The sequence below is a fragment of the Syntrophomonas wolfei subsp. wolfei str. Goettingen G311 genome, from assembly GCF_000014725.1.
Lineage (GTDB): Bacteria > Bacillota > Syntrophomonadia > Syntrophomonadales > Syntrophomonadaceae > Syntrophomonas > Syntrophomonas wolfei.
The window spans coordinates 915,242-927,426 of the sequence record NC_008346.1 but is presented as its reverse complement, the minus strand read 5'-3'; the positions used below and the strand labels follow the sequence as shown (position 1 = coordinate 927,426).

9 protein-coding genes and 1 other annotated feature are annotated in these 12,185 nt (G+C 46.3%); of the genes, 2 read left to right on the top strand and 7 right to left on the bottom strand.

Annotation, left to right across the window (positions count from 1 at the left end; all coding sequences use genetic code 11):
- Positions 1–12: 12 nt before the first annotated feature.
- From hisS to recJ, 7 genes are all read right to left on the bottom strand, one after another.
- Positions 13–1,281, bottom strand: a complete 1,269-nt coding sequence (gene hisS / locus SWOL_RS04095) for a histidine--tRNA ligase (protein WP_011640237.1) — start codon at positions 1,279–1,281, stop codon at positions 13–15.
- A 292-nt stretch (positions 1,282–1,573) separates the two neighbouring features.
- The gene (gene pheA, locus SWOL_RS04090; protein WP_011640236.1) at positions 1,574–2,410 is read right to left on the bottom strand and encodes a prephenate dehydratase; all 837 of its coding nucleotides are present in this window, start codon (positions 2,408–2,410) and stop codon (positions 1,574–1,576) included.
- Positions 2,410–3,252, bottom strand: a complete 843-nt coding sequence (aroF, locus tag SWOL_RS04085; RefSeq protein WP_011640235.1) for a 3-deoxy-7-phosphoheptulonate synthase — start codon at positions 3,250–3,252, stop codon at positions 2,410–2,412. The genes pheA and aroF overlap by 1 nt, the downstream gene beginning before the upstream one ends.
- Positions 3,253–3,406: 154 nt before the next feature.
- Positions 3,407–3,660, bottom strand: a binding site (T-box leader).
- A gap of 103 nt (positions 3,661–3,763) precedes the next feature.
- Positions 3,764–4,387 (bottom strand): MBL fold metallo-hydrolase, encoded by a 624-nt coding sequence (locus SWOL_RS04080; RefSeq protein WP_011640234.1) that lies wholly within the window; start codon positions 4,385–4,387, stop codon positions 3,764–3,766.
- A gap of 99 nt (positions 4,388–4,486) precedes the next feature.
- Positions 4,487–4,936 carry a D-aminoacyl-tRNA deacylase gene (gene dtd, locus SWOL_RS04075; RefSeq protein WP_011640233.1) on the bottom strand — a complete coding sequence of 150 codons (450 nt, stop codon included), beginning with the start codon at positions 4,934–4,936 and terminating at the stop codon, positions 4,487–4,489.
- Positions 4,911–7,115, bottom strand: coding sequence for a RelA/SpoT family protein (locus SWOL_RS04070; RefSeq protein WP_011640232.1), 2,205 nt, complete (start codon positions 7,113–7,115; stop codon positions 4,911–4,913). Before SWOL_RS04070 ends, dtd begins: the two co-directional genes overlap by 26 nt.
- 5 nt (positions 7,116–7,120) lie before the next feature.
- Positions 7,121–10,039: a single-stranded-DNA-specific exonuclease RecJ gene (gene recJ, locus SWOL_RS13490; protein WP_049750096.1), complete on the bottom strand. Its 2,919-nt coding sequence runs from the start codon at positions 10,037–10,039 to the stop codon at positions 7,121–7,123.
- Positions 10,040–10,134: 95 nt separating this feature from the next.
- Here recJ and SWOL_RS04060 point away from each other — a divergent pair, with 95 nt between their 5' ends.
- On the top strand, positions 10,135–11,223 hold the full coding sequence (locus tag SWOL_RS04060; RefSeq protein ID WP_011640230.1) for a PRK06851 family protein: 1,089 nt from the start codon (positions 10,135–10,137) through the stop codon (positions 11,221–11,223).
- Between the two features lie 164 nt (positions 11,224–11,387).
- The gene (locus tag SWOL_RS04055) at positions 11,388–12,155 is read left to right on the top strand and encodes a helix-turn-helix domain-containing protein (RefSeq protein WP_011640229.1); all 768 of its coding nucleotides are present in this window, start codon (positions 11,388–11,390) and stop codon (positions 12,153–12,155) included.
- Positions 12,156–12,185: the final 30 nt, after the last annotated feature.

Sequence of the window (12,185 nt, the reverse complement as noted above, 5' to 3'; positions counted from 1 at the left end):
ATGTTTCTCCTCCTACTTCGTTTCTATAACAGATCTAATGCTGCTAATCAATTCTTCCTGACCCAGCTGCCACTGTTCTTTGCTTTGCATATCCCGTAAAGTCCAAAAGTGTTTTTCCACTTCCTCTTCACCCACCATAACTACGAACCTGGCAGCAGTTTTTCCGGCATACTTCATCTGTGCCTTGCCGCTGCGGCCGCCATAGTCCTTGTCTGCCCGGATGCCCCTGCGCCGGAGCTCATTTACCAGCTGTAATCCTTGCATCTCATAGGCATCATTCATTACCACCACAAAAACATCCAGCGAAGGGTTGGAAAACTTACTTTTACCCAGCATATCGAGAGCCAGCAGCAAGCGTTCCATACCCAGGGCAAAACCGATACCCGGAATGTCTGGTCCACCTAGCTCTTTTACCAGCCCATCATACCTCCCCCCACCACCGACCGCGCTTTGCGCCCCGATGCCGGGAAGGTGAATCTCAAAAGCGGTATTGCTGTAGTAGTCCAGGCCGCGAACCAGGTTGTTGTCGTGGATATAGCTTATGCCATTAGCCTGCAGAGCCGCTTGCACCCGGCTATAATGCTCCTGGCAATAAGGGCAGAGATGGTCGTAAAAAATGGGATATCCCCTAATGGCCTGGTGACAAGTCTCCATTTTGCAATCCAAAACCCGTAAAGGATTCTGCATATATCTTTGCTGACAATCCTGACACAATTGCTCTTTAAACGGGCTAATATGCTGCAGCAGTTTTTGCCGATAGTCATCACGACATACGGAGCAGCCTAGTGAATTCAAATGCAGTTCGTAATCATCTAAACCCAGGCGCCTCAAGATCTCCACCAGTAAGATGATAATTTCCGCATCCAGATAAGGACTATTACTGCCAAAAGCCTCTACCCCGAATTGGTGGAATTGCCGATATCTCCCGGTCTGCGGGCGGTCATAACGAAACATGGGTCCCAGGTAATACCATTTGACCGGCATTACCCCACTATATATCCCATGCTCAATCAAGGCCCGGGCACAAGGGGCAGTACCTTCCGGGCGCAAGGTCAGGCTGCGCTGGGAACGATCATTAAAGCTGTACATTTCTTTGCTAACAATATCCGTCCCCTGGCCAACGCCTCGCTGAAACAACTCGGTATGCTCGAATAGCGGAGTCCTGATTGCTCTAAAGCCAAAGGATTCAGCGCTATCCCTCATTATTTTTTCAATATACTGCCACTTTACAGAATCCTGGGGTAAGATATCATATGTTCCCCTGGGGGCTTTGACTTGCATAAACTACTCCTCCGGAACAGTAGATTCACAATTTATAGATGGTTCCTTGCTGGAACCATTCCTTGGATAATTCTAATTTAAGGCCTGAAGCTTGTCAACTTTGCGGATTTTCTCTGCTGTGCGCGTATTTCCCCGAAGATAGCTTCTCCGGGAAGTATCATGATAAGATCCATATTTTATTGTTATTCTTCCTGCTTCCCTTGCCTATTCTTGCGATAGCATCACCCCTTTCGCATCATGTTTCCCCCCTGTTCTTCTGAGGGCAACATCATTCATGCTTTGCTTGCTTATTCTAACTACTCCTGCCGTGTTTTCCCCAGCTACAGGAGGAGTACGAACCCAGGTATTTAACCAAAGTGCAGCGCTTCTGCAATTCCTCCAATAGCTCCTCTATGCCAACCCGGTTTGAGCCATTCTCTACTTCGATGTAAAAAGAATAGCTGCCCTTTAGCAGTTTTTTCGGGCGTGATTCTATCTTGCTCAAGTTTAAATTTCTGCGATTGAAGATTTCCAGGGTATGGTACAGGGCTCCCGGGCGGTCGGGAAGAGTAAAAATTATGCTGCTTTTCTCCTCTTCTACTTTGGGCGCCCGGCCAGCCTGAACATGAATAAACCTGGTGTAATTATCCTCGTCTTGAATGTTGTTCTGTATCATTTCCAAACCATAGAGGCTGCAGGCCAGCTGGTTGCCGATACATGCCGCCCTTCTCTCCTCACTCCTAACAATTTCCGCCGCCCGGGTCGTACTACCGGTTATTTCTTGTCTTGTTTCCGGCAAATAGCTGTTAATGAAGTTTTGGCATTGCATCAATGCTGTGGGCTGAGAAACCAGAAGTTCAATATCGGCAAGATCCAGCTTTTCCCCCGCCATCAAATGCTGTCTCACCGGGATGCTTATTTCACCCTTTATATACACATTGCTCGCTTCCAGTGCCTCCATAGTGAGGCTTATGCTACCTGCCAAGGAATTTTCCATAGGTATTAAAGCCTCTGCCACCTGCTTGGTATTTAGTAGAACAAAAATTTCAGGAATGCTTCGAGCCAGTACATAATCCTCCTTATTACTCCAATACAGCTGAGCAGCTTCTTCGCTGAAGGTTCCTGCCGGACCTAAAATAGCATAGGCCATTACCTCAACCTCCTTCCCAAAGCTCGGGCCACCGGTTCAAGTTCTCGCATCATAGTGCTGAAGCCTCGAGGAGTTAATGATTGGTCCCCATCAGAAAGGGCTTTTTCCGGCTGCGGATGTACTTCCACCATCAAAGCATCCGCACCAGCTGCAATGGCTGCCCGAGCCATAGGGCTTACCAGGCTCCTTACCCCGGTAGCATGGCTGGGATCGACCATAACCGGCAAATGAGACAATTCTTTGACCAAAGCCACCGCAGAAAGATCGAGGGTATTTCGGGTCCAGGGCTCGGAACTGCGAACACCCCGTTCACATAGTATCACCTGGGAATTTCCACCGGCCAGAATATACTCTGCTGCTAATAACCATTCCTCAATACTGGCTGACATACCCCGCTTTAAAACCACCGGCTTATTGAGCTGCCCCAGCTTACGCAATAAAGCGAAGTTCTGCATATTACGCGCTCCTACTTGCAAAATATCGGCATAATCGGCCAGCAGCCCAATATCCTCGCTATCCATTATCTCGCTTATTACCGGCATGTTCATATCCTCACCCACTCGAGCGAGCAATTTTAATCCCTTCTCGCCCAAGCCCTGGAAGCTATAAGGAGAAGTCCTGGGTTTAAAAGCTCCTCCCCTCAGCATGGCCGCTCCTGCCGCCCGCACCTTGAAGGCTGTTTCTTTTAATAACTCTTCACTTTCCACCGCACATGGTCCGGCTATGACCATCACCTGTTCTCCGCCGATCAGGCAACTCTTAACTTCAAACTGAGTTGATTCACTTTGATAAATACGGGATACCAGTAATTCACCATCTTTTTTAGCCAGCAAGTTTTTCATTTCCAGCACTCCTTTACTGAAATTTCAAAAAAATAAACCTCTCATCCCCAAAGGGACGAGAGGTCTGCTTGACTTCCCGCGGTACCACCCATTTTGGCTAAAGCCCACTCAAAAAAGGATACGGGAATCCTGCATTAAAAAAAGCTTCACATCCTCATGGGACGAGAAGCTTCTGCTGCCCGCGGTACCACCCAATTTACCATTATAGGTCCGCTTGAAAGATACAGGTTTATCCGATATCCCCTCCCTTTTAACGGTGAGAGCTCCGCCACGACCTACTTACCCAGGGTTTCAGCCGGGTGCTCCGAAGTGAACTTCACTCCGCTTCCTTATAGAGATGCTTACAGCCGGTGGCATCTCCTCTCTGCATAATTCCACAAAGCTACTTTACTTCTTCATTGCATTTTGAAATATATGAGCTAATATTATCACAACATTTAAGTATTTGTAAAGGGGCATTTGAAAAATATTTTTTGAAACAGGTTTCCGGGACTTATCATAGGCTTTTTGCTTAGGTCAAAAACGGGTTGTGCATCCTCTCAAAACCAATAGTCGTTGCCGGTCCATGTCCGGGATAACAAATAGTATCATCATCATAACGCAAGAGCTTTTCTTTAATATTTTGAATCAATTGCTTATAAGAGCCTCCCGGGAAATCCGTGCGCCCAATGGAACCCTGGAACAGGGTGTCCCCAACAAAAATAATGTTTCCGATTTTAAGACAGACCCCTCCCTGGCTATGCCCCGGAGTATGAATCACTTCCAACTCCACCGTATTGCCAATCTTTATAATATCTCCTTCCTGGATAAGCTGATCAGCCGGTGGGCTTATAACCTTGCTTCCCATCATAAACGAGAAATTGGAAACCGGATTAACCAGCATTTTAGCATCATTTTCATGAATCAAAATTTTAGCATCAGTAGCATCTTTTATGGCCTGGTTGGCTCCGATATGGTCAATATGACCGTGAGTATTGATTATATACTGCGTTTTGAGTCCATCTTCCTCCAATAGATTCAATATAGCTCGAGCATTTCCCCCGGGGTCGATGACCGCCACCTCTTTAGTCTCTTCACAGCCGACGATATAGCAGTTGACCATCATACTGCTTAGTTCCAAACCCTTTAATATCATATCAATACTCCTTTCGAAAATATTTATTTCTACAGGGGCCTATGATAAAACTTTGCCATTGCGGAACCTCACTCTAGACCAAGGTTTATCATAAGCCTCTTAAAACAACTTTTCGCTGTCCAGTAAAATGGTGCAGGGTCCATCATTTTCTATGCTCAATAGCATTTCCGCTCCGAAAGTTCCGGTTTCTACCTGCACACCGCGCTGGCGAAGGCCATCAACGCAGTAATCAAATAAGGCTTCGGCTAATTCCGGCAATTCCGCCGCAGAAAAACTCGGTCTGCGGCCTTTACGGGCATCACCATAAAGGGTGAACTGGCTTACCAGGAGTATTTCCCCCTCAATGTCCAGCAGAGAACGGTTCATCTTCCCCTCTTCATCAGGAAATATCCGAAGGTTTACTATCTTTTCCAGCAGGTAATCCCCCTCAGCCTTGCTATCCCCCTTCTTAATACCCAGCAAAACCATAAGACCCTGCTTTATTCTTCCCCGCAGCTTACCTTCAACTCTAACCTCACTAAAACTAACCCTTTGAACTACGGCCCGCAAGTGATTCACCTCTCATTTCCCCCGGCAAAACCCTTCTAACTTCTAAAACATCTCTAACATTTAGAATGCGCTGAATCACAGCTTGAAGGCGGCTCATATCTTTTATCTCCAGTTTAAGGTTTATCACAGCCTGGTCGTTTTTGGTAGCCCGAGAAAAAACCGAATTAATTTGAATTCTGGCCTCGGCAATTTCATTCATAACATCGGTGGTCAGGCGCGCCCGGTCAAAAGCCTTCACTTCCAGCTCTACATAGTAAATACCGCTGGTATCCGCCCATTCAACCTCCAGTATGCGGTCTTTTTCATTCTGCAGATAATTTTGCATATTGGGGCAGTCTTTACGATGTACTGATACCCCCCGCCCCCGGGTAATATAACCCAAAACCTGATCCCCGGGCAAAGGATTACAACAACGAGCCAGTCTGACAGCCACATCATCCACACCCTTTACACGCAGATCGGTAGTGACCCGATCCTTTACCGCAGCTTTGCTTTCCTCCGGGATAGCAACTACATCCTCGAGCAGAAGGTCTGGAAAATAGAGTTCCTTTTGCTTGTTCACTACCTGCAGAGGTGAAAGCGCACTATCCCCAATAGCCGCCAACAAATCCTCGACTGCATTGAAACCCATTTTTTTTACTACTTCTATCAGTTTGTCTTCTTTAAGCAACTCTTTGGGGTTCAGGTGTTGCTTCTTTAATTCCTTCTCCAGCAAATCATGTCCCCGGATTATGTTCTCCTGCCGCTTCTCCCGATTAAACCATTGCCTTATCCTGCTTTTAGCCGAAGAAGTTTTGACAAAATTCAACCAATCACGAGAGGGGCCAATCGTACTTTTGGAAGTTAATATCTCCACGATATCCCCATTTTCCAGCGGTAAATCCAGGGGTACAATACGCCCGTTAACTCGAGCACCAGTGCAACGGTGCCCTACCTCGGTATGAACCCGGTAAGCAAAATCCACCGGGCAGGCCCCTTTAGTAAGTTCAAAAACAGCCCCTTTGGGTGAGAAGACGAAGACGGTATCATCGAAGAGATCGATTTTTAAAGATTCCATGAATTCACTGGTGTCTTTGACTTCCTGCTGCCACTCCAGTATCTGCCGTAGCCAGGACAGCTTTTCATCAAATTTTCGCTCCCGCGGATTATAGCCTTCTTTGTAGCGCCAGTGAGCAGCAATACCATATTCAGCAGTGCGATGCATTTCCGCAGTACGGATCTGTACTTCAAAAGGCTCACCACCTCTGCCAATCAAAGTAGTATGCAACGACTGGTACATATTGGCCTTGGGGGTGGCAATATAGTCTTTAAATCGACCAGGAAGTGGCTTCCACATAGTATGAATAATACCCAGTACCCCGTAGCAATCCCGGACATCCTCAACCAAAACCCGAATAGCTATCTTATCGTATATTTCATCAACATCTTTTCCCTGTTTAATCATCTTTTTGTAAATACTGAATATATTCTTGGGACGACCTTTAATATCAGCATCGATATCAATCTGATGAAGCCCAACCTTAATCTGCTCCACCAGGTCATTGACATAATTCTCCCTTTCCCGGCGTTTCTGTTTTAGCCGTTTGGCCACCTCATAGTACATTTCTGGTTCCATATAATAAAAAGCCAGGTCTTCCAGCTCCCATTTAAAACGAAATATGCCCAAACGATGCGCCAGGGGAGCGAATATCTCCATAGTCTCACGGGCAATTACTTTTTGTTTAGCTTCAGCATGGTAGCTCAGAGTCCGCATATTGTGGAGTCTATCCGCCAGTTTTATGATGATTACCCGGATATCGCGGGCCATAGCAATGAACATCCGCCGCAGATTTTCCGCCTGGGCATCCTCCCGGGACTTAAAATCTATTCGGGTTAGTTTGGTGACACCATCTACCAGTAAAGCGATTTCTTCGCCAAACTCCTTAAGTATATCCAGATAACTTACCGGGGTGTCTTCAATAACATCGTGCAACAGTGCAGCACAAATAGTGGGAGTATCCATTTCAATATCCGCCAGTATGAGGGCAACTTCACACGGGTGAATAATATATGGCTCCCCGGAAATCCTTTTTTGCTCCTGGTGAGCTTGCTCCGCCACCCTGAATGCTTTCTCGATCAGGGCAGAATCGGTATCGGGATCATATTCACTTACCCTCTTGATTAGAGCTTCGCATCTCATGTCCTTCACCATTTTAGAGATTTCTCAATTTGACTTGCCAGGTTTTGATAGTGCTTTTTTTCCGCCTGTCCTTCCAGATAATAAGGCGAATTGGCGAGATTAATCGTAGAGCTGTCAGGCTTATGTAGCTTTATTTCAATAATACTACCTTCTTTTCGCCAACGACACAAGTCTAGATCGCTCAATATGAGCAGAACCGACAGTAGTTTTCCCCGGGGAAATCTTTCCACTGTTACCGGCCAGTTGTTCAAATCGAGATAAATTGGATTTTGCCGCAAGTCAATCAACTGGCGCAACCAAGCTTTAATTTCCGCCAAATCAGGATAGGCCTGATTTAGGTAATCCCAATTGCTTTTTATATCCTGGTTATCAAACAAAGCTGCCACCGGTTCCTCGCTGCCGGCAGCCATTTGTCCCCGAACGGAAAAAGCTTCATAAATACTAAAAGGAACATCGGCAAAAAACAGCCTTGCGTTAAGCCTGTTTCGGGGAAATATACCAGCGAATACCCCATCCGATAAGAATACAGAGGCTCCAGCCTTAAGGCCTGAATGGTATAAGCTTCGCAGCTGTTCAAGCTCCCTTATTCCGGTTTGAACAACGGCCTGGGGCCATCGCTGTCTTAAGCTTTCCACCGTCCTTTTTCGATTGGTATATATCCAGGTAGGGGAAGAGGAGTCCATCACCCGCTCTGTTCTCTGCCAGCAGAGTTCTGCTGTCGGGGGATATAACGCTTCCCATCGAATTTCTCGATTATATTCCAGTTCCTTTAACTTTCCCCCCCATAGCTCCAGAACAAGGCGGAGGTTTTGGGGGAAGGGGTTTTTTCTTAAATAATACCGGCAATATGCCCGGGTCATCAGATAGATTCGGGGCCGTCCCTGCCGGAACATATTTACCGTCTCCCGTCTCTCGCCGATATTCATCAAACCGTGCAACGCTTGTAAAGCTGTCCTTTGAAAATAATTCTCCAAAACAACCAGGCTGCGCTTTAGTATCCGGGATGTAGGATAGATAAAAAGAACAGGCCGGCCCTTTTTCAATTCCTCCATACTAGCGGCCAATAGCTCTGCAGCTCTCTGCAGGCTGTCCTGGGCTGTGCCGATCCTGTCCGGCATAAAGCTGCATTTCATGTCTTTCACTTTGAGCTGTATTCTTTTCCGGCCCTGATATTCATTTTCCGTCAATTCAAAGAGCAGGTCCTGACAGGAATTTCGCCACGGTAATTCCATATATTGCGCTTGGTTGAAAGCTATACCCTCCAGTTCGTCCGGTTCCGTTTTGATTTTGAAATGTTCCCGCCCTTTGCCTATCAGAGCAGCCGAGTTAATAGATACCTGGCGCAATAAAAATAGCGGTACCGGATTACCTTCTCCGCAAGGCTGCAAAAGCTCCAGTTCTTTTAGTAAGGCTTCATTAATGTCAGCCGGCTTGATTTCAGCATCTATCTTTCGCTCAGAAGGTTTAAGCGAGGAAAGCTCTTGAGTTGCCGCCCATTCCAGGATTTTTTCTTTAAAAGCAGGAAAATTCCTGCGCTCCAACCTTAAACCGGCCGCCATTTTGTGCCCCCCAAATTGCTGCAAAAAACCGCTAGCGTAATCAAGGGCCGCAAATATATCAATTCCTGCTATGCTGCGGGCTGATCCCCTTCCGCAGTCACCCTCCCAGGAAATTAAAATACAAGGCCTCCGGTAGTGTTCATTGAGGCGCGAGGCCACTATGCCAATAACCCCGTCATGCCATTTTTCTCCACCTAATAAAAGTATTGGGTCCTTCTCCAGGTCAATATGCTGTTCGATTTCTGCCACTGCTTCCCGAAATATCGTCTCCTCAATCCTTTTTCTCTCTTCATTAACCCGGCATAAAAACGCCGCCATCGAAGCGGCCCTTTTTTCATCCTGGGCTAGAAGCAATTCAATACTATTTCTGGCGCTATTAAGCCTCCCGGCTGAATTCAATCGTGGACCCAACACGAAAGCTATGTGCCAGGTCCTGAGGTTCTTGCCTTCCAGGGCTGTTTCCCGCAGTAGGGCCCGTAAGCCTTTGCGGCTCGTCTGCCCAATCTTTTTCAAGCCATACTTAACCATTATCCGGTTGTCGCTCCGCAGCGGGACAATATCCGCTACCGTAGCCAGGGCTACCAGCTCCAGCCAGTTGTAGAGCTTTTCCTGCTCCATCCTTCCCCGCCACAGGGCTGCTGCCAGGTTAAAGGCCACCCCCGCCCCCGCCAGGTCACTGCTCCCTGCTCCTCCCCCCAGCTTGGGGTTGATTATGGCCACGGCCGGAGGAAGCTTATCCAGCGGTCTATGGTGGTCGGTTATTATAAGATCCATTCCCAAATCACAAGCCAGCTGGCCTTCCGCCAGTGATGATATACCGCAATCCACAGTTATCAATAGCTGGCAGCCTTCACTGGCCAGCTTTTCTATAGCATCACTATTTAATCCATAACCCTCTAAGAAGCGGTCAGGGACATAATAACTACAATTAGCTCCCAGCAGCTGCAGGCATTCCAGTAATATAACAATACTGCATACTCCATCAACATCATAGTCCCCATAGACCACTATCTTTTCGCCCGCCGCTATGGCCTGCTCTATCCTGGCCACCGCCAAATCCATATCTTTAAGCTGGAAGGGGTCATTCAAGTCCTCCAGCTTCCCATACAAAAACCGGTTGGCCTCCTCAGTTTCACTTATCCCCCGCTTCACCAGTATTCTGGCCAGCAGGCAGGAAATCCCCAGTTCCTCAGCTATTTTTTCCACTATTGTTTCATCATATTTCCCATTTATCCAATTCCTCATCATTTCTCCCCGCTGTCTGTTCACTAACTCCCCATGCTCTTCTCCAATCTTATCCAGGTAAACCCAGGGTTTCATGTTTTTTATTCTACCATATCTTTGCTGGAACAGAACATTTGCCATAGTTCAGCATTTCCATAATATAACGGGAGTCAGATAAGCAAAAACACATATATTTATTGGTAGAAGAAGTTAAAAAGCAACCGGGGGGGCTATAATTGACAAAGCTTAGACATATATATCCAGGTGCTAACAGCTGTCGTGGCTTCTACTCTTTCTACCAATATATGCTCTGGCCGGAAGGTGAACGGAAAATAATCTTAAAAGGTGGCCCCGGAGTAGGGAAGTCCAGTTTTATGAAAAAAATGGGTGAGGCCTTCTCTTCCCATGGTCTGGATATGGAATACCACTGGTGTTCTTCGGATAACCAGTCACTTGACGGGATAGTAATTGGGCAGAAGATATGCATCCTCGATGGTACAGCGCCACATGTAGTTGATCCACTTTGTCCGGGAGCAGTGGACGAAATACTGAATCTGGGCGATTTCTGGGATAGCCGGATTATTAAAGAGCATAAGAATGAAGTGATAAAGCTTGGCCAGGAAATTTCTCGCTGTTTTTCCCGAGCTTACCTGCGCTTGCAGGAAGCTGCAGCCGCCTATGAAGAATGGCAGTCTTATTATAAAGAAGCCCGGGACCTGGCAGCAGTTAAGCGCAATATTTTAGCCTTGAGCCAGGAATTTTTACAGGACTGTTCTGTTTCACCTCATGAAGTACGGCATCTATTCGCAGCAGCCATCACCCCAGCAGGACCGGTAACCCGGATAGAAAGCCTGGTTGACAATGATTATTCATTATATGTCCTTAAAGGCAACCCGGGCAGCGGTAGCAAGGAATTATTGGACCATGTCGCTTATATGCTGAAATTACAGCAATATTATGGGGAAGTCTACCATAACCCCTTCGAACCTCAAGAAATCGATCATGTTATTCTGCCTGAACAAAAAACCGCCTTGCTCGATTTCTCTTCCTATATTATTAACTATGAAGATAAAATCTCCGCTAAGCAGAAACGCCTGTTGGATTTTGACGAGCTAATTCAGAAATCACTTATAAACCCGCATGCCAGAAGAGTATTCTCTGCCCGTAATCGCTTTGATGAATCTCTGCAGGGAGCAGTAGAATTTATTCGTAAGGCCAAGCAATATCATGATGAATTGGAATCCTTTTATATCCCAGCCATGGATTTCGCTTCCATGGAAAACTTAAGGATAGAGCTGCTGTATCAACTTATGGCAGAATTTTAGCTCCCTCCTGCCCATATACCATGTACTCATCGAAATTTACCCAAATTATATTATATTATAAAAGTGAGGAGTAACAGGTAAGGGGTTCTCCGTCCAATATCCTTGAAAAGACCTGGCTATACTGTTAATATATTCTTTAAAATGTCCTGGGGAGCGATTATGCCATGAAATTCAAGGAACGCCTGCAGTACTTACGCTTGGAGAAGGAATTAAGTGAAATACAACTAAGTAAGAAGGTGGGTATAAGCGAATCGGTGATTCGGCTTTATGAAAGAGGGAAACTTCGTATTGATCTGGAGCATCTGCATAAACTTGCGGCTTTTTTTGATGTAACGCCCGGACTGCTCCTGGGAACCGCTTTCCCCCATTTGCCGCCGGAAGAAGCACTGGAAAGCTATCGAGTTGTTAATAAATTGCTGGAAATTCGGAATGAAGAAAGAAAGGACGAGGAGGATTCGCCTCTCTTTATTGATACATTAGCCCAGCTTGCAGCAGAATCAAATAAAAGTGACAATAAAGCTTCTAACAGGCAAGCTACGATTAGAGCCGGAGTAGTTGCTGTTTACCATAAAATAGTATCCGCCCATTCTGAAGCCAACCAGGAATTTATTGAGGATTACTGGCCGGTAAATACTACGGTTATGCAGATTTATGGCCATGATATTTCCAACTACTTCTACTTGAGAGTCCATGGGGATTTTATGGAGCCCACTATCAAGAATCAAAGCATTGTTCTGGCCAAAAGACAAGTTCAAGTGGATAATAATGATCTGGCCGTGGTTCTCTATGAACAAAGTCCTGCTGCCGTAAAACGGCTGAACCGTTATGAGGATAAGATTATCCTGCTCTGCGATAATAAAGCCCACCCGGCACAGATCTGCGAACAGGAAAAATGCATTATTCTGGGCAAAGTCTTATGGAAACCGAAATGAGCCTGTCAACAACCCCGTCCCCTTGACAAC

Excerpts from the sequence above, each read along its gene's own strand:
- hisS (WP_011640237.1), bottom strand. The coding sequence starts at position 1,281 with ATGCAAGTCAAAGCCCCCAGGGGAACATATGATATCTTACCCCAGGAT.
- pheA (WP_011640236.1), bottom strand. The coding sequence starts at position 2,410 with ATGGCCTATGCTATTTTAGGTCCGGCAGGAACCTTCAGCGAAGAAGCT.
- aroF (WP_011640235.1), bottom strand. The coding sequence starts at position 3,252 with ATGAAAAACTTGCTGGCTAAAAAAGATGGTGAATTACTGGTATCCCGT.
- SWOL_RS04080 (WP_011640234.1), bottom strand. The coding sequence starts at position 4,387 with ATGATATTAAAGGGTTTGGAACTAAGCAGTATGATGGTCAACTGCTAT.
- SWOL_RS04070 (WP_011640232.1), bottom strand. The coding sequence starts at position 7,115 with ATGAGATGCGAAGCTCTAATCAAGAGGGTAAGTGAATATGATCCCGAT.
- recJ (WP_049750096.1), bottom strand. The coding sequence starts at position 10,039 with ATGGCAAATGTTCTGTTCCAGCAAAGATATGGTAGAATAAAAAACATG.
- SWOL_RS04055 (WP_011640229.1), top strand. The coding sequence starts at position 11,388 with ATGAAATTCAAGGAACGCCTGCAGTACTTACGCTTGGAGAAGGAATTA.